Annotated in this window: 19 protein-coding genes; 15 read left to right on the top strand and 4 right to left on the bottom strand. The window is 60.2% G+C overall.

The window, feature by feature from the left end; translation table 11 throughout:
* Positions 1-136 precede the first annotated feature (136 nt).
* The 8 genes from ccoN (at position 137) to ccoS (ending at position 8,103) form a co-directional block, all read left to right on the top strand.
* A complete protein-coding gene (ccoN, locus tag TR61_RS06195; protein WP_050929068.1) occupies positions 137-1,744 on the top strand; it encodes a cytochrome-c oxidase, cbb3-type subunit I in 1,608 nt (535 codons plus the stop codon).
* Between the two features lie 15 nt (positions 1,745-1,759).
* Positions 1,760-2,491 (top strand): cytochrome-c oxidase, cbb3-type subunit II, encoded by a 732-nt coding sequence (ccoO, locus tag TR61_RS06190; RefSeq protein WP_050929043.1) that lies wholly within the window; start codon positions 1,760-1,762, stop codon positions 2,489-2,491.
* 14 nt (positions 2,492-2,505) lie between these two features.
* Positions 2,506-2,691: a CcoQ/FixQ family Cbb3-type cytochrome c oxidase assembly chaperone gene (locus TR61_RS06185; RefSeq protein ID WP_050929042.1), complete on the top strand. Its 186-nt coding sequence runs from the start codon at positions 2,506-2,508 to the stop codon at positions 2,689-2,691.
* The gene (ccoP, locus tag TR61_RS06180; protein ID WP_050929041.1) at positions 2,688-3,554 is read left to right on the top strand and encodes a cytochrome-c oxidase, cbb3-type subunit III; all 867 of its coding nucleotides are present in this window, start codon (positions 2,688-2,690) and stop codon (positions 3,552-3,554) included. The genes TR61_RS06185 and ccoP overlap by 4 nt, the downstream gene beginning before the upstream one ends.
* A gap of 303 nt (positions 3,555-3,857) precedes the next feature.
* On the top strand, positions 3,858-5,291 hold the full coding sequence (gene ccoG / locus TR61_RS06175; RefSeq protein ID WP_050929067.1) for a cytochrome c oxidase accessory protein CcoG: 1,434 nt from the start codon (positions 3,858-3,860) through the stop codon (positions 5,289-5,291).
* A 3-nt stretch (positions 5,292-5,294) separates the two neighbouring features.
* A complete protein-coding gene (locus TR61_RS06170) occupies positions 5,295-5,753 on the top strand; it encodes a FixH family protein (RefSeq protein ID WP_050929040.1) in 459 nt (152 codons plus the stop codon).
* A 6-nt stretch (positions 5,754-5,759) separates the two neighbouring features.
* The gene (locus TR61_RS06165) at positions 5,760-7,937 is read left to right on the top strand and encodes a heavy metal translocating P-type ATPase (RefSeq protein ID WP_050929039.1); all 2,178 of its coding nucleotides are present in this window, start codon (positions 5,760-5,762) and stop codon (positions 7,935-7,937) included.
* 4 nt (positions 7,938-7,941) lie between these two features.
* On the top strand, positions 7,942-8,103 hold the full coding sequence (gene ccoS / locus TR61_RS06160; RefSeq protein ID WP_050929038.1) for a cbb3-type cytochrome oxidase assembly protein CcoS: 162 nt from the start codon (positions 7,942-7,944) through the stop codon (positions 8,101-8,103).
* Positions 8,104-8,111: 8 nt separating this feature from the next.
* Here the strand turns inward: ccoS and TR61_RS06155 are convergent, their stop codons facing one another.
* Positions 8,112-9,536 carry a serine hydrolase gene (locus TR61_RS06155; RefSeq protein ID WP_082181864.1) on the bottom strand — a complete coding sequence of 475 codons (1,425 nt, stop codon included), beginning with the start codon at positions 9,534-9,536 and terminating at the stop codon, positions 8,112-8,114.
* 265 nt (positions 9,537-9,801) lie between these two features.
* Entirely contained in the window at positions 9,802-10,518 is a 717-nt protein-coding gene (locus tag TR61_RS06150) for an HAD family hydrolase (RefSeq protein ID WP_245626829.1), read from the bottom strand.
* A gap of 95 nt (positions 10,519-10,613) precedes the next feature.
* On the opposite strand from TR61_RS06150, the gene clpS reads away from it, so the two are divergent.
* The 6 genes from clpS (at position 10,614) to TR61_RS19855 (ending at position 14,710) form a co-directional block, all read left to right on the top strand.
* Positions 10,614-10,934 (top strand): ATP-dependent Clp protease adapter ClpS, encoded by a 321-nt coding sequence (clpS, locus tag TR61_RS06145; protein ID WP_245626830.1) that lies wholly within the window; start codon positions 10,614-10,616, stop codon positions 10,932-10,934.
* Between the two features lie 9 nt (positions 10,935-10,943).
* Entirely contained in the window at positions 10,944-11,918 is a 975-nt protein-coding gene (locus tag TR61_RS06140) for a class I SAM-dependent methyltransferase (protein WP_050929035.1), read from the top strand.
* Between the two features lie 37 nt (positions 11,919-11,955).
* On the top strand, positions 11,956-12,756 hold the full coding sequence (locus tag TR61_RS06135; RefSeq protein ID WP_050929034.1) for an SDR family NAD(P)-dependent oxidoreductase: 801 nt from the start codon (positions 11,956-11,958) through the stop codon (positions 12,754-12,756).
* A gap of 58 nt (positions 12,757-12,814) precedes the next feature.
* Positions 12,815-13,708: an oxygen-dependent coproporphyrinogen oxidase gene (gene hemF, locus TR61_RS06130; RefSeq protein ID WP_050929033.1), complete on the top strand. Its 894-nt coding sequence runs from the start codon at positions 12,815-12,817 to the stop codon at positions 13,706-13,708.
* A gap of 88 nt (positions 13,709-13,796) precedes the next feature.
* Positions 13,797-14,459: a Crp/Fnr family transcriptional regulator gene (locus TR61_RS06125; protein ID WP_050929032.1), complete on the top strand. Its 663-nt coding sequence runs from the start codon at positions 13,797-13,799 to the stop codon at positions 14,457-14,459.
* 113 nt (positions 14,460-14,572) lie between these two features.
* Positions 14,573-14,710, top strand: a complete 138-nt coding sequence (locus tag TR61_RS19855; RefSeq protein ID WP_157440830.1) for a hypothetical protein — start codon at positions 14,573-14,575, stop codon at positions 14,708-14,710.
* A 28-nt stretch (positions 14,711-14,738) separates the two neighbouring features.
* On the opposite strand, the gene TR61_RS06120 is transcribed toward TR61_RS19855, so the two are convergent.
* Entirely contained in the window at positions 14,739-15,683 is a 945-nt protein-coding gene (locus tag TR61_RS06120) for a fatty acid desaturase family protein (RefSeq protein ID WP_050929031.1), read from the bottom strand.
* Positions 15,684-15,766: 83 nt separating this feature from the next.
* Positions 15,767-16,714: a hydroxymethylbilane synthase gene (gene hemC / locus TR61_RS06115; RefSeq protein WP_050929030.1), complete on the bottom strand. Its 948-nt coding sequence runs from the start codon at positions 16,712-16,714 to the stop codon at positions 15,767-15,769.
* A gap of 103 nt (positions 16,715-16,817) precedes the next feature.
* Between hemC and hemE the strand changes: the two genes are divergently transcribed.
* Positions 16,818-17,858 (top strand): uroporphyrinogen decarboxylase, encoded by a 1,041-nt coding sequence (gene hemE / locus TR61_RS06110; RefSeq protein WP_050929029.1) that lies wholly within the window; start codon positions 16,818-16,820, stop codon positions 17,856-17,858.
* Positions 17,859-17,899: the final 41 nt, after the last annotated feature.

The following is a 17,899-nucleotide window of genomic DNA, read 5'->3' as shown; positions in this document are numbered from 1 at the left end:
TGATGCGCGTCAAAAGTTACCGATGAAATGCTTGATTCAGATCAAGGTTTTTACAGGGGGCATCGGCGATCAAACGATCAGTCTAATCCGTCCGACGCGGCACTCGAATCGCGCGGACACGACGAAGGGACGAAAAATGTTGAATTATATCAAGCTGATCGTGCTTGGCCTCGTGGTATTGTTCGCCATGATGGGGGCCTCATTCGCACGTGATTTGGCTTACCAGGTCCACATGATCCTGATCATGGTTGTGGCCGGTGGTCTGTTTTTGTGGACATTGCGCCAGACAGATGAACCCGAAGCGGTGGCGGATCTGTCGGGAGAATATAACGACGGCGTCATTCGCGCGGGCGTTATTGCAACGTGCTTCTGGGGCATCGCTGGGTTCCTGGTGGGCGTGATCATCGCCTTCCAACTGGCGTTTCCAGCGCTGAATTTCGAATGGGCTCAAGGCTATGCCAATTTCGGACGCCTGCGCCCGCTGCACACATCTGCGGTGATCTTTGCCTTTGGCGGCAACGCGCTGATCGCGTCCTCGCTTTATATCGTGCAACGCACGTCGGCAGCGCGCCTTTGGGGCGGCAACCTCGCGTGGTTCGTGTTCTGGGGTTACCAGCTTTTCATCGTGCTGGCGGCAACCGGATATCTGCTGGGCGGCACGCAATCCAAGGAATACGCTGAACCGGAATGGTATGTTGACCTGTGGTTGACCATCGTCTGGGTCGCCTATCTGGCGGTGTTCCTGGGCACGATCATCAAGCGAAAAGAGCCGCATATCTATGTGGCCAACTGGTTCCTTCTGTCGTTCATCGTCACGGTCGCCATGCTGCACGTGGTCAACAACCTGACCATCCCGGTCAGCATCTGGGGGTCGAAATCCGTGATCGTCTGGGCCGGTGTGCAGGATGCCATGGTGCAGTGGTGGTATGGCCACAACGCTGTGGGCTTCTTCCTGACCGCAGGCTTTCTGGGCATGATGTATTACTTCATCCCGAAACAGGCCGAACGCCCCGTCTTCAGCTACAAGCTGTCGATCATTCACTTCTGGGCGCTGATCTTCCTTTATATCTGGGCTGGTCCGCACCACCTGCATTACACAGCGCTGCCTGACTGGGCATCGACGCTGGGCATGGTGTTCTCGGTCGTGCTGTGGATGCCCTCCTGGGGTGGCATGATCAACGGTCTGATGACCCTTTCGGGTGCATGGGACAAGCTGCGCACCGATCCGGTGATCCGGATGATGGTGATCTCGCTTGGCTTTTACGGCATGTCGACCTTCGAAGGCCCGATGATGTCGATCCGCGCGGTCAACAGCCTCAGCCACTACACCGACTGGACCATCGGTCACGTGCATTCCGGTGCGCTGGGCTGGAACGGGATGATCACCTTTGGTGCGCTCTACTTCCTGGTGCCGGTTCTGTGGAAACGCGAGCGTCTCTACAGCCTGACGATGGTCAGCTGGCACTTCTGGCTCGCCACCATCGGCATCGTGCTTTACGCCGCTTCGATGTGGGTGACCGGTATCATGGAAGGCCTGATGTGGCGTGAAGTGGACGCGAACGGCTTCCTGGTGAACAGCTTCGCCGACACCGTCAGCGCCAAGTTCCCGATGTATGTGGTGCGCGGTCTGGGTGGGGTCCTGTTCCTCGCCGGTGCCATCATCATGTGCTACAACCTCTGGATGACTGTGAAGGCTTCTCCTGCCAAGGAGAAAAGCCTCTCCACAGCCGTCCCGGCCGAATAAGGAGGGCCTGGACCAATGGCACTTTTGGACAAACACAAGATCCTTGAGACCAACGCGACGCTCCTTCTGGTGTTCAGCTTTCTGGTTGTGACCATCGGGGGCATCGTGCAGATCGCACCGCTCTTCTACCTGGAGAACACGATCGAGGATGTAGAGGGCATGCGCCCCTACACCCCGCTCGAACTGGCGGGCCGTGAGGTGTATCTGCGCGAAGGTTGCTATGTCTGCCACAGCCAGATGATCCGCCCCATGCGGGACGAGGTCGAACGCTATGGCCACTACTCGCTGGCGGCGGAGTCGAAATATGACCATCCGTTCCAGTGGGGCTCCAAGCGGACAGGTCCTGACCTGGCGCGTGTGGGCGGCCGGTATTCGGACGATTGGCATGTGGACCACCTGCGGGATCCGCAGTCGGTTGTGCCGGAATCGGTGATGCCGAAATATGGCTTCCTGGAACGCACTCTGATCGACGGCGAATATATCGGCGACGTAATGGCAACGCAGGCGATTGTGGGCGTGCCTTACACCGAAGACATGGTCGCCAATGCGCAGGCTGACTTTATGGCGCAGGCGGATCCCGACAGTGATTTTGACGGGCTGCTGGAACGCTATGGCGAAGAGACAGTAAATGTCCGCAACTTCGACGGTCAGCCGGGTGTCTCGGAAGCGGATGCGCTGATCGCCTATATGCAGATGCTGGGCACTTTGGTCGACTTCTCGACCTTCACGCCAGATGCAAGCCGGTAAGGGAGGGTCAGTTCATGGAAACCTATACCTTCCTGCGCCAACTCGCAGACAGCTGGTTCCTTTTGGCGATGTTCTTGTTCTTTGTGGGCGTGATTTTCTGGGTCTTCCGGCCCGGAAGCACAAAGGCCTACGAAGATCCGGCGAATTCGATCTTTCGGAATACCGATAAACCCGCTCAATCCAAGGAGGCACAGTCATGAGCAAGAAACCTGTGCAAAACGACAAAGATCCAGATACCACGGGTCACTCCTGGGATGGGATTGAAGAGTTCAACAATCCACTTCCCAAATGGTGGGTCTGGGTCTTCTACGCGACCATCGTATGGGGCATCGGCTATACGATCGCCTATCCGGCCTGGCCGCTGGTGAACTCGGCAACGGCTGGCCTGCTGGGCTATTCGACACGCGCCGAAGTCGCCGAGGAGATCGCCGAGTTCGAGGCCAAGAATGCCGGTATCAACGAACGTCTGGCCGGTGTTGAACTGGCCGCGATCGGAGATGACGCCGAGCTTTATGGTTACGCCGTATCTGCGGGTGAGGCCGTGTTCCGCACGTGGTGCGCGCAGTGCCATGGCTCGGGGGCTGCGGGTGCGGTTGGCTATCCCAACCTTCTGGACGACGACTGGCTGTGGGGCGGCGATATCGAAGCCATTCATTACACGATCAGCCACGGCATCCGGAACGAAGAGGATCAGGATTCGCATTATTCGGAAATGCCGGCCTTCGGTGACATCCTTGAAGAAGGTGAAATCATCGCCGCCGTCAATTACGTGCAGACCCTGTCGGGTGGCACGCCGAATGATGCGGCAGCCGCAGCAGCGGGCGAGGAAGTCTATCTGGACAATTGCTCGGCCTGCCATGGCGAAGCTGGCGAAGGCGACATCTATCAGGGTGCGCCCAACCTTGCTGATGCGATCTGGCTCTATGGTGGGGATTACGACACGTTGATCGAAACGGTCACCTACTCCCGCTTTGGTGTGATGCCGCCCTGGCAGACACGCCTGAGCGAGGCCGAGATCCGTGCCGTCGCCACCTATGTGCACCAATTGGGCGGTGGTGAGTAACCATCCCTGATGACATACCTTGGGGCAACCTGACTTGCCCCAAGGCTTCAGCGCCGGTTTTCCGATCTGTTCGCGCGTTTCCTGGAAAACCGGCGCTACTTTTTCCCCGCTTACAGACAACGGCCGTGATCAGGTCGTGGAGCCACGGCGATCCGGTTCGGAACGCCGTGCCGCTTGGTTCAAAATAGTAAGCCAAACGTCAAAAGATGAATAACCGATACGCTTTTTGACCCATGTCAAAGTTGCGAGCGGATGGGGATGAGAAAACACATCCCAAATGATGCATCCTTCGGAGTGATTCCCTTGTCCGATACCTCGGAACAGCCGCAAAGCCTTTACGCGGCGCGTGAACCGATTTTTCCCAAACGCGTATCCGGTCCGTTCAGAAATCTGAAATGGATCATCATGGCGGTGACGCTTGGCATCTATTATATCACGCCATGGATCCGTTGGGACCGAGGCCCCGATCTGCCCAATCAGGCGGTGCTGCTGGATATGGCGAACCGGCGGTTTTACTTCTTCTGGATCGAGATCTGGCCGCACGAGTTCTATTTCGTCGCCGGGCTTCTGATCATGGCCGGGCTTGGGCTGTTTCTGTTTACCTCGGCTTTTGGCCGGGTGTGGTGCGGATATGCCTGCCCGCAAACTGTGTGGACCGACCTTTTTATTCTGGTTGAGCGTTGGATCGAAGGTGACCGTAACGCCCGCCTGCGACTGCATCGCCAAAAGAGCATGGATTTTCGCAAGTTCCGCCTGATGACCAGCAAGTGGATTGTCTGGCTTCTGATCGCGCTTGCCACAGGTGGGGCCTGGGTCTTTTACTTTGCCGATGCACCCACATTGCTGCGGGATCTGGTGACGCTGAACGCCCATCCGATTGCCTATACGACCGTGGCCATTCTGACAGCGACAACCTTCTTCTTCGGCGGCTTCGCGCGTGAGCAGATCTGCATTTATGCCTGCCCCTGGCCGCGTATCCAGGCCGCGATGATGGATGAAGATACCATCACCGTCGGCTATCGCGCCTGGCGGGGGGAACCCCGGAAGCACTCAAAGGAAATCACCGAGGACACGCCGCAGGGCGACTGCATTGACTGCATGGCCTGTGTGAATGTGTGCCCCATGGGCATCGACATTCGCGACGGCCAGCAGATGGAGTGCATCACCTGCGCGCTGTGCATCGACGCCTGTGATGACATCATGGCGAAGATCGGAAAGCCACGGGGTCTGGTCGACTATATGGCGCTGTCGGACGAGCCGCGCGAGCGTTCTGGTGAAAAACCGCGCAGCATCTGGAAGCACATCCTGCGACCCCGCACGATCCTTTACACCACGTTGTGGTCTCTGGTGGGCATTGGTCTGGTTTTTGCGCTGTTCGTGCGGTCGCATATCGACATGTCGGTCGCACCCGTGCGCAACCCGGTCTTTGTCACGCTGTCGGACGGGTCGATCCGCAACACCTATGACGTGCGGCTGCGCAACATGACGAACCAGCCCACCACGTTCCGTCTGTTTGCCACAGGTCATCCGCAGCTGCGCTTGCAGCTGGAAGGCACACCTTATGAAACCGTTGATCTGGATGCGCAGGGGGCCGAGCTCCAGCGTGTCTATGTGATCGCCCCTCCGGGCTCGGATCCCGCGAATGCGGAACGGACCGAGCTGAGATTCTGGGTCGAGGACCTGTCGAACGGCGAACGCAACTATGCCGACACCACGTATTTCGGGAAAGGAAACTGAACCATGGCAACGCGCGAGTTTACCGGCAAACATGCCTTGATGGTCTTTGGTGGAGCCTTCGGTGTGATCATCGCGGTGAACCTGGCGCTGGCCTACAGCGCGGTCAGCACCTTTCCGGGGCTTGAGGTCAAGAACTCCTATGTCGCCTCCCAGCAATTCGACGCCAAGCGCGATGCTCAGCTTCGGCTGGGCTGGTCGGTGCGTGCGGATGCGCGCGACGGGCAGGTGATCCTGTCGTTCACTGACAAGACCGGCGCGCCGGTCGAAGTGGCGGATCTGAAGGCCACACTTGGCCGTGCAACCCATGTGAAAGACGATCTGGAGCCGGAGTTCGTTTTTGACGGCAAGGCTTATGTCGCCCCAGCTGATCTGGACAAGGGCAACTGGAATATCCGTTTGATCGCCCGCGCCGACGACGGAACGGAATTCACGCAGCGCGTCATCCTTCACGTGCGGGGTTAGGCGAAAGTGACCGCGCATATGCCCCCTTCGGCTGCGGCCTGTCCCGGCTGCGTCGCTGCGCCGGCCCAACCGGTAGAGGAACCGGTCAAACCCGGCCGCATTGCGCTGTCACTGCCCGGCATCCACTGCCAGGCCTGTATCTCGAACGTCGAACGCATCCTGAACAGCCAGCCGGGCGTTCATTCGGCCCGCGTGAACCTCACACTGAAGCGGGCGATGATCGACGCCGATGCCGATGTACAGGCCGCCGGTCTGATCCCCCTGCTCGAAGCGGGCGGGTATGAAGCGCATGAGCTTGATCCGGGCGCTTTGCGGGCAACGCAGACGGACCGTGCAGGCCGGGATCTGCTGATGCGGCTTGCGGTTGCCGGTTTTGCCTCGATGAACGTGATGCTGCTGTCGGTGTCCGTCTGGTCAGGGGCCGAAGACGCCACGCGGGACATGTTCCATTGGATTTCCGCGGCGATCACCCTGCCGGCGATTGCCTTTTCCGCGCAACCCTTCTTCAGGAATGCCTGGTCCGCGTTAAGGGTGCGCAAGCTGAACATGGATGTACCCATCGTTCTGGCGATTGTTTTGGCGCTGGTCACCTCGCTTTGGGAGACCGCGCTGTCTGGGCATCATGCCTATTTTGATGCAGCCATGGCGCTGACCTTCTTTCTGCTGGCGGGCCGGTATCTGGATCACCGCACACGTGCCGCAGCGCGATCGGCAGCAGAGGAACTGGCGGCGCTGGAAGTCCCACGCGCCTTACGTCAAGAAGACGGAGCCGAGGTGGAAGTTCCCGTTGCGGCGCTCGGTGTGGGCGACCGTATTCTTGTACGCCCGGGCGGTCGCATGCCGGTGGATGGCATCGTTGTTGACGGACAGTCCGAACTGGACCGGTCCCTTTTGACCGGCGAGACGGTTCCGGTTTTTGCCGGGGCAGGGCAGGCGGTAAGCGCGGGTGAGGTCAACCTGACCGGCCCCCTGACGATCGAGGCCACGGCAGTGGGCGAGGATACCTCGCTTCACCGCATGACCGATCTGGTGGCCATCGCGGAATCGGGGCGGTCGAACTATACCTCGCTGGCGGACAAGGCGGCCAAGCTCTATGCACCGGGGGTGCATATCCTGTCGGCGCTCAGCTTTCTGGGTTGGTATATGTTCACATGGGACATGCGCACCGCGCTGAACATCGCAGCGGCTGTTCTGATCATCACTTGCCCCTGCGCCCTGGGTCTTGCGGTGCCAGCGGTGACGACGGCGGCCTCGGGACGTCTTTTCCGCAAAGGTATGCTGATCAAGGATGCAACAGCCCTTGAACGGCTGGCGGCCGTCGACACGGTCGTCTTCGACAAGACCGGCACGCTGACGGCAGGTGCGCCGGAACTGACGAACCTTGCCGACCATGGGCGGCGCGAACTGGAAGTTGCGCTGGCCCTGGCCGAAGTGTCGTCGCACCCGCTTTCAAAATCGCTGACTGCCGCCGCGCGCGAGGCGAGGATCACCCCAGCAGCGCTGACAGACGTGGCCGAGGTACCCGGATACGGCACGCAAGCCAGCTGGAATGGGCGCCGGGTGCGGTTGGGCCGCGGTGCATGGGTCGGCGCGGGAGAGGCGCAGGGCACCACCGCCTGGCTGGGCATCGAAGGCGACGCGCCGCGTGCCTTCAGCTTTACGGACGCGCTGCGCCCGGGCGCGGAAGAAGCCGTGGCCGCTTTGACTGCTGCTGGCTATGAGGTGCTTTTGATCTCAGGCGACACGCCGCATGCGGTGGAGGGGCTGGCTAAACGGCTTGGCATCGCCAAATGGGTGGCCGAGGCCTTGCCTTCCGACAAGGCCGACCGGGTGCGCAAGTTGGCAGAACAGGGCCGCCATGTGCTTATGGTGGGCGATGGTCTGAACGACACGGCAGCCTTGGCGGCTGCCCATGTCTCCATTTCCCCGGCGTCTGCGCTGGATGCAGCGCGGGTGGCGTCGGACATCGTGCTTCTGGGAACGGATCTGTCGCCGATCCCGGAAAGCCTTACAGTCGCGCAACGTGCCGTGAAGCGCATCCGCGAGAATTTTCAGATCGCAACGGTCTATAACATCATCGCCGTGCCTTTGGCCGTCGCGGGGCTGGCAACGCCGCTGATCGCCGCCTTGGCGATGTCGACCTCGTCCATTACGGTGTCACTGAACGCATTGCGGCTGAGGTGACCTGATGGAGGTGCTTGGATATCTCATCCCGATCTCGCTGACCCTTGGGGCGGTGGGATTGGCTGCGTTTATCTATACGGTCCGGTCGAACCAGTATGACGACCCCGAAGGCGACAGCAGGCGTATCCTCAGCGACGAGTGGGACGACCGCCCCAAGCCGGACTGACCCAAGCCTTAGCTGGGCCCGATCATGAAACAGCTGACATTGCGCGCCTGCAGCCGGCGGCAGGCAAGGTCCGCGCTTTCGCGGGTCATGCCGTGGAAATTCGCGTCAAAACCGCGGGGGCCTTTGACCACCTTGCGCAGACTTCCGTCCAGCGACGACATCTCGGCCAGGGCCGTGCGCAGCAGGACCTTCTCGGCCTGGTACCGGCTGGTATAGCGCCCCACATTGATCCCCCAGTGCTTACCGCCCGATGTTGACAGGCGCGTGACCACTTCCCTTTGTGTGTCGTCTGGCAGGTTTTCTGCTGTCGCGACGGTTGTGGCGGTTTGCACCACGGTTTTCGGCCGGGCTTCGGGACGGATGGTGGCCTCAAGCGATGCGGTCTGGATCGTTTCGATCACGTCGGGCGCGTCGTTGCTGTCTGTCGCTTCCGGGTTTGCGGCAGCAAGCGCTTCGGCGATCTCCTCGCGCAGCAGCTTCTCTTCGGCCTTGGCGGTCTCAACAATGGCTTCCGCTACAAGGATCGGCTCCGCTTCACCCGGCCGCAACTGCGGTCTGAGGCTTTTCTGGACTGCACCGCTGACGCGGATCGTTTTGCCTGCCGCACCGTCCGATGCCGCAGGGTTCGACGCATAGACCGGCGGCGCCGGTTTGCGTAGAGGCGCGCGAGAGGGCGCGCGTCGGAAGCCCAGATCAAGCAATTCGGCGACGCGGGCGTTGCGCGACGTGGTGGATTTGCCGCCAAACACCGTGGCAATCACCCGTTCGTTTCCGCGCTGGGCAGACGCGACAAGGTTGAACCCGGCCGCGCGGGTATAACCGGTTTTGATCCCGTCCGCGCCGCGATAGGCTGCCAGCAGGCGACGGTTGGTGTTGCTGACCTCTTTGATGCCGGCATGTGTCGTGCGGCGGGAAAAGAGGTTGTAATACTGCGGATAATCATAAAGCAGCCGGCGGCCCATGATTGTCATGTCGCGGGCGGTCGACAGATGTCCGGATTCCGTGAGACCGTGGGCATTCTTGAATGTGGTGCGCGTCATCCCAAGCGCCTTGGCCGTCGCGTTCATGCGGCGAGCAAAGGCCGCTTCTGACCCTGAAATCGCCTCGCCAATCGCGGTGGCCGCGTCATTGGCCGATTTCACCGCCGCGGCGCGGATCAGAAAGCGCAGCTTGATACGTTGACCGGGGCTGAGACCCAGTTTGGACGGCGGTTCGCTGGCGGCTTTCTTCGAGACGCGCACTTCCGTATCCAGGCTGATCTCGCCATTCTTGACCGCTTCGAACGCGATATAAAGCGTCATCATCTTGGTGAGAGAGGCAGGGTGCAGCCGCGTATCGGCATTGCGCGAGTGCAGCACTTCGCCGGTGCGGGCGTCCATCACCATGGCTGCATAAGGGGCTGCCGCCACGCTAAGTGGGACAACAATGCACATCCAGATTGCTGCGAATACATATAGCCCTAAACGGGCCGGGCTAATGCGCCGAACCTGCACGATCAATGCCTCTATCTGCCTCAATGCCGCTGATTTTTCAGCTGACGTTTTTCTGCTTATGCGAAAAGGCTAACATAAGGTCCGTTCAAAAGAAAGTTCGAACTTGCAATGATTTAAGGGGCGCACTGGGCGCCCTGTGTCCACATTTTGTACTTAGGGCAGAGATACTTACTAAACCGGCAATTGTGGCAAAAATGGGGCGCGGTCAGCCGATCTGGTCCAGCAATTCAGGCAGGGCACCCAGATCGGCGATCTCGTGGAAGCGGGGGGCCTCCTGCGGCGCGGGTGCGGCTTCGATCTCCCATTCGAGGCCATGGGGGACGAATACGCCCCAGCCGCCGATTTCCACAACAGGCACCACGTCGGATCGCATGGAATTGCCCACCATCATCGCATGTTCCGCGCCATCGGCATGGGCATCGAAAATCCGCGCATAGGTATCTGGCGTTTTCTCCGAGACGATCTCGACCCCATCGAACAAATCGCCCAGACCGGATTGTGCCAGTTTGCGTTCCTGATCCAGCAGATCGCCCTTGGTGATCAGCAGAACGTGGTGGGTGTCTGCCACCGCCTTCACCGCCTCTTCGGCATGGGGCAACAGCTCGATCGGTTGGCGCAGCATGTCCTGCCCGGCTGCCAGAAGTTCGGCGATTACCGAGGCGGGCACGCGTTCCTCGGTCACCTCGATGGCGGTTTCGATCATCGACAGGACAAAACCTTTGATGCCATAGCCGTACTGCCCGATGTTGCGCTTCTCGGCTTCCAGCAGGCGGGCCATCAGGTGATCGGCCTCGGTATAGTCGCGCAACAGGTCTGCGAACCGCTCCTGCGTCAGGCGGTAAAACCTCTCGTTGTGCCAAAGCGTGTCATCGGCATCGAAGGCAATGCAGGTCAGCGTGCGCATCCGGATTCTCTCGCCCATGTCTTTTCTAATTTTTCACAGGCGTTATATAAGGCCATCAGGGAAGAGAAAGCACATTGGCACGGTAGATGCAGATGACGATAGGTCCTTGGATCATGGCAGGCGATAATGGCACCGATGACGATACATCGGTCATTACCGACGTGCGCCCAAAGACCAAACGCCCGCCGCTGTATAAGGTGCTGCTGCTGAACGACGACTATACCCCGATGGAATTCGTGGTGCATGTGCTTGAGCGGTTCTTTGGCATGACCCACGCGCAGGCCTTCGAAGTCATGCTGACTGTCCACAAGAAAGGCGTGGCCGTTGTCGGTGTCTTCAGCCACGAGATTGCCGAAACCAAAGTGGGCCAGGTCATGGATTTCGCCCGCCGTCATCAGCACCCCCTGCAGTGCACGATGGAGAAAGAGGACTGATCCTCCCCCATGTCGCCCCGGTTATCGCTGGCTTTTGAAACGGGCGGTTTGAGCCTGCCTGATGGACGCATCGTTGTGCTGCATCCACGCGCCGATGCGGATTTGTCGGCTCTCCCGAAAGACCGTGTGACCATCGTTCAGCCCTTTTACCCCGACTACGCGGCATGGTCTGCGCGCGGTTATGACTGCAGCCCGACGCTTGATGGCGAGTTTGCGGCGGCGGTGGTTTTATTGCCCCGGTCGAAAACGCAAGCGCGGGCTTTGGTCTGCGATGCGGCGCAGGTGGCCGGGCTGGTGGTGATTGACGGGGCCAAGACCGATGGCGTCGACAGCCTGTTGAAGGACCTGCGCAAGCGCACGGATGTCTCGGCCCCGATCGCCAAGGCGCATGGGAAAATTTTCTGGTTCACGTCCGGTGCGGATCTGTCCGACTGGGCGGCGCAGCCCACGCATGTGGACGGGTTTCAGACCCTTCCCGGCGTGTTTTCGGCCGATGGGATAGATCCGGCCTCCCGCATGTTGGCAGAGGTTTTGCCGGAAAAGCTGGGCCCCCGTGTAGCCGATCTGGGGGCGGGCTGGGGATATCTGTCTGCCGAAGTGCTGACGCGGGCATCGGTCAAGGAGCTTCATGTGGTCGAAGCCGATCACACCGCGCTGGCCTGCGCACAGATCAACCTGCCCGATCCGCGTGCGCAGTTTCATTGGGCCGACGCGCGGGACTGGGGCACACCGGGTTGCGTGGACACGGTGGTGATGAACCCGCCTTTTCATACCGCTCGGGCCGCAGATGCGTCGCTTGGGCAGGCGTTTATTGAAGCAGCCGCCCGGATACTGAGCCCGCAAGGCACGCTCTGGATGGTGGCAAACCGCCATCTGCCCTATGAAACCGCGTTGCGCGCTGCCTTTCGTGAGGGTGACGAGTTGGCAGGCGATGCACGGTTCAAGCTGTTCCGCGCCGCACGCCCCTCTCGCCCGCGGCGCTGAAAGCCGCTAGTGTCCGCCCAGACTGAGGAGATCGCACATGTCCTTTTCCATTGCAGGAAAGACCGCCATCGTCACCGGGGCCGCCAATGGCATCGGGTTGGCCATCGGCCGTCACTTTGCCGAGAAGGGCGCGAATGTGATGTTCGCGGATATCGACGAGAAAGGCCTAATCGACCAGCTGGGCGAAAAGGCGGATGAAGGCAACATCCGCTATTTTGCCGGTGATCTGCGGGAAAAGCTGACGATTGCCAACCTTCTGTCTGCCACAATCGACGCCTTCGATCAGGTCGATATTCTGGTCAATGGCGCGCGTCAGGTCACGGTGTCGGATCCGTTGTCGCCCGATGATGATTCCGTCATCAGCCTTCTGAACCAGAACCTGGTTCCGGCCTTGCGCCTGACACAGCTTGTCGCCAAGCGGATGGTCAAGCAGGCCGAAGGCGAAACCGAAGGGCAGGTGGGTTCGATCATCAATCTCAGTTCAATCGCGGCGCGGCGCACGCATCCGGATCTATTGGCCTATTCGGTCAGTTCAGCGGCTCTGGACCAGCTGACGCGGTCGATGGCGGTGGCACTGGCTCCGATGCGCATTCGAGTGAACGCAGTTGCCTTCGGATCCGTGATGTCTGCGTCACTCCAGGGCACGCTGCGCGAGAATTCAGAGTTCCGTCAGGATATCGAGCGCCACACCCCTTTGGCGCGCATCGCAGCGCCCGGGGAACTGGCCGACGCGGTGCAGTATCTGGCGTCCGAAGGGTCGGGCTTCATGACCGGCCAGATCCTGACCCTGGATGGCGGGCGCACCTTGCTGGATCCGGTCGCCGCACCCGCGCATTAAGTCTTGGCCCTGTTTCCCAAGGGGGGTAGGCTATGTGTCAAGTGAAGGAGACAGCGATATGACGGCCCATTTTGACACGGAAAAAGCCACCGCGGCCGCCTGGTTCCGCCGGCTGCGCGATGACATCGTGGCTGCGTTTGAAGGGCTGGAAGACAGCCATTCGAAGGGCCCCCTGTCGGATCAGGCCCCGGGTCGCTTCGAAGTGACCGAGACCAAAAGGCACTCTGACGATGGGTCGGATGCTGGCGGCGGATTGATGAGCGTGATGCGCGGCGGGCGCGTGTTCGAGAAGGTGGGCGTCAATGTCTCGACCGTCTATGGCACGCTGGGCGAACGGGCGCAGGCCGCGATGATGGCGCGCAAAGGCCTGCCCGGCATGAAGGACGATCCGCGGTTTTGGGCTTCGGGCATCAGCCTTGTTGCCCATATGCAAAACCCCCATTGCCCGGCGGTGCATATGAACACACGCATGTTCTGGACGCCCCATGCGTGGTGGTTCGGCGGCGGGTCCGATCTGAACCCCTGCATCGAATATGACGAGGATACGGCCCATTTTCATGCAACGCAGAAAGCGCATCTCGACCCCCATGGTGCCGCACATTACCCGCGGCTGAAGGAATGGGCGGATGAGTACTTCTTTGTGCCCCATCGGGGCCGCGCGCGGGGTGTGGGCGGGATTTTCATGGACGATTACTGCACCCAGGATTGGCAGGCGGATTTTGCGCTGACCCAGGATATCGGTCGCGCCTTCCTGCCAGCTTTTGTCCCGCTGATCGAAAAGCGTCGGGCTCAGGAATGGAGCGATGCTGACAAGGATGCTCAGTTGATCCATCGCGGTCTTTATGCGGAATACAACCTTGTCTATGACCGAGGCACCAAGTTCGGGCTGGAAACCGGCCACGATGCCAATGCTGTGCTGATGAGCCTGCCGCCTCTGGCCAAATGGGTCTGACCGCCACCGCGGGACAGGTACGAAAATCCACCATATGCGCAGGGGGCCGGGCCTGTTAGGCTGTAAGCTCTGTCAGGTGGGTGGTCATATGCTTCCGGATTCTGGATTTCTTTCCAACGCGTCCCAGGACCTGCGCGACCTGATGGGACGCGCGGCGACCGAGGTCACGTTGAAAGACGGGGAAACCCTGTTCGATCAGGGGGACGAAGGCGACACGCTTTATGCGGTGACGGAAGGCGCGATCGAATTGAGCGTGCTGTCCCGCGAAGGGCGCAAACTGTCCCTCGATATCCTGCGGCCTGGCGACATGTTCGGAGAGATTGCCCTTTTCGACCCAAGTCTGAGGACGGCTGCGGCTGTGGCGGTTGGTGAGACGCATCTGCTAAGCGTAAGAAACGCCGATCTGCTGCGGGAATTGCGGCATGCTCCCGAACTGGCCGTCGATCTGGTGAAGCTGGCCGGGCAGCGCATGCGCTGGATGAACAGGCAGCTGAGCGAACAGGTTTTCCTGCCAATGCCTAGCCGTCTGGCGCGGAAGATCCTGCACCTGACCGAACATGAGAAAACCGACCAGCCGATGCTGGATATGTCCCAGACGGATTTGGCCGAATTCGTCGGTGCCACACGTGAGGCTGTGTCGAAAACCCTGTCGACATGGAAAAAGCGTGGTGTCGTTGAAAACGCCAAGGGTGGTTTAAAAATATTGGATTCCAGCGCCTTACGCGCGATGGCCGACCTGGACGAACTGTAGGCCGCAAGTTTTCTTCTGCCCTGTGACCCAGTTCACAGCCCGAATCAATCGCCTTTGGCAAAGTCATTCTCAGACAAGGGGCCAACAACCCCACATCGGAAGGATGACACAAGATGACCCGCAAAGACGCCTCTTCCCAACGCGCCCATCCGGTTGAGACAGTCCGGAACATCCTGAGCTGGATCGCCGAAACCGACCGCAAATTCCGCATGGCGCAGGCCCGCATTGATCAGATCAGCGATCGCTTCTGAGCTGTGACAGAAACAGGCGATTGCGCCGTCAGGCCGATCGCCAGCCCGCTTCGCCCAAGGCATCCCAATAGGACCGGGCGACCCTCATTTCAGCACCAAGACCTTTTTCAATAAGAGCGTCATGCATGTGCCTGAGCTTCCAGCAGGGCACATGCATGACCATATGATGTTCCAGGTGATAATTGACCCAATAGGGTGCAACCAAAGCCCGTGCGATGGGGCCCGCATGGGTGGTGCGCACATTCTGCAGCGGGTTCTCGGATTGCTCCGTTGCGCCATGTTCCGCGATGTTGCGAACGCGGAGAACCAGTTGGAACCAGGTCAGGAAGGGCAGCAGCCAGAAGGCCAGACCGTACCACCATTCGCCAATCACGCCCATCAGCACGATGATGCCAAGAAAAACCGGGAAGGATTTCCACAGATCCCGTGCCTTGAAAGCCTGCGCGAAATCGGAATTCGCCGCCTTGATCGCGTCGTCATCGCCCGCCAGACGAAGTGACATCGCGATCTGGCCCGCCAGTTGCTTGAAGCCCGTCTGGCCGGTCAGGTCGCGGATGAACTTCCGCTTCAGCGAGGCATGAGAGGTGGGAAACTTGGAGGACAGAACCAGGTCAGGATCCTTGTCGGTCTGGGTAAAGCGATGATGAGTCAGGTGGTAGTGGCGATAGGCCGAAAGTTCTGCCAGAATGGGCCGACCGCACAACCACTCGCCCACGAACTCATTCACCGCGCGGGTCTTGAACAGGGCGTTATGCGCCGCCTCGTGCATCAAAATCGCAAGGCCAAGTTGGCGCGATCCGATGATCATTACCGCCAGGACAAAGGTGATCGGGTTGGGCAGCCACGCAAAAAGCGCGACGGCCAGTGCGATCACGCCCCAGCAATGCAGGATCAGCCAGACGCCCATCGCGTCCGAGCGTTCTGCAAGAGGTCTGATTTCGTCGGTGGTCAGATAGGCTTTGCCGGGTGTCATTTCGCGCCTCCCGTCAGGTTGACGTGACACATGGTCCAGCCGGACGCGTCGTCTGTCAACAAAAGCGCGGCGTCACTTTGTGGTCAGCTGTGCCAGTCGAAAAAGCCGGGACCTGCCTGTTCCAACAATTTGCGCGCCATCGCGCGGCCCAGTTCGGGGCCGTCCTCGATCGGGGCGGAGGCATCGTCGGCAATGGCTTGCGACCCATCCGGGCGCAGGACTTCTCCGCGCAGCCTCAGTGTACCGCCTTCCAATTCCGCAAGGCCCGCGATGGGCGTTTCGCAAGATCCGTCGAGTTCTGCCAGAAATGCCCGCTCGGCGGCCAGACGCTGGCCGGTTGGGCCGTGGTGGATCGCCTCCAGCATTGTGGCCGTGCGGCTGTCATCGGCGCGCCGTTCGATGCCGATGGCGCCTTGCGCGACGGCAGGCAGCATATCATCGGGGGAAATCGCGTGCTTCGGCACTTCGTCCATCGCCAGCCGGTTCAGGCCGGCCATCGCTAGGAACGTGCATTCCGCAACGCCCTCGGACAGTTTGCGCAGCCGGGTTTGCACGTTGCCGCGAAACTCCACCACCTGCAGATCGGGTCGGCGGTTCAAAAGCTGGGCCTTGCGCCGCAGGCTGGATGTACCCACAACCGCGCCCTGAGCCAATGCCGCGATCCCGTCCTTGTCGGGAGAGATGAATGCATCGCGCACATCCTCGCGCGGCAGATAGGTGTCCAGCAGCAAACCGGCGGGTTGCTCGACCGGCATGTCCTTCATCGAATGTACCGCAATGTCAATTTTTCCTGACAGTAGGTCCTCTTCGATCTCGCGGGTGAACAGGCCCTTGCCGCCGATTTCTTTCAGAGGACGATCCTGAATGGCATCCCCGGTGACCTTGATCACCACGATCCGGAAGGCTTCTTCAGGAAGATCAAAGGCTTCGCTCAGGCGGCGGCGCGTCTCATGTGCTTGCGCCAAGGCCAGGGGGGAGCCTCTGGTGCCAATGTTCAGCGGGTGATCGGGGGTCGGCAAATCAATCGTCATAAGCCTATCATTAGTCGCGTCAATTTGCCCTGACAACCGCCCCCGTCTTGACAAAGTGACGCTGAGCCATGACCAAAAGCGCACAGACGTTGATGAGGGACTTATGGCCGAAACGAAGACACTGCTGCGCGCCCTGGCGGGAGAAACACTTGAGACACCGCCGATCTGGATGATGCGGCAGGCAGGCCGGTACCTGCCGGAATACCGCGCCACGCGCGCTCAGGCAGGGGATTTCCTGTCGCTTTGCTATAACAGCGAACTGGCGGCCGAGGTCACTTTGCAGCCCATCCGCCGCTATGGGTTCGATGCGGCGATCCTGTTTGCCGATATCCTGCTGGTGCCGCAGGCGCTGGGCGCGGATCTATGGTTTGTCACCGGCGAAGGCCCGCGTCTGTCGACCATCACGACCGAGGCCGATTTTGCCAAGATCGGCACGCGCGACGATATTCACGAAACACTGAACCCCATTTATGAAACCGTGCGCATCCTGCGCCGCGAATTGCCCGAAGAAACCACGCTGATCGGATTCGCGGGTGCGCCGTGGACTGTGGCCACCTATATGATCGCGGGTCGCGGCACTCCGGATCAGGGGCCTGCGCATAAGCTGATGGCCGAGAACGAGCCGCTGTTTGCCAGCCTGATCGACCGTTTGACCGAGGCCACGATTGATTACCTGTCGGCGCAGATCGAAGCGGGCGCGGAAGTCGTGAAGATTTTCGACAGCTGGGCTGGGTCTCTGAAAGGCGACGCCTTTGACAAATACGCGCTTGAGCCCTGCCGCGTGATCACCGCCGCGCTGAAGGAAAAGCACCCTGGTATCCCCGTGATCGGCTTCCCGCGCGAAGCCGGTGAGAAATATGTGGGCTTTGCAAAGGCAACCGGCGTGGATTGTGTTGCGCTGGACAGCGCAGTTGACCCGAAATGGGCGGCTGAACATGTGCAGGTCGATGGCTGCGTGCAAGGCAACCTAAAATCCTCGCATATGGTGACGGGTGGTCAGGCCTTGATCGACGAGACACGCGCGATTGTTGAGGCCTTTTCCAACGGGCCGCATATCTTCAATCTGGGCCATGGGATTACGCCGGATGCCGATCCCGAGAACGTCCAGCTGATGATCGACACGGTGCGCAGCGCAAAGCGGTGATTTCCCGCTTGACGAGTCGCGGGGGCTGGCATAGGTCACGC

The organism is Aestuariivita boseongensis (genome assembly GCF_001262635.1).
Taxonomy (GTDB): Bacteria; Pseudomonadota; Alphaproteobacteria; order Rhodobacterales; family Rhodobacteraceae; genus Aestuariivita; species Aestuariivita boseongensis.
Note: the sequence above shows the minus strand (reverse complement) of the source record. Positions and strands in the feature narration are given on the sequence as shown.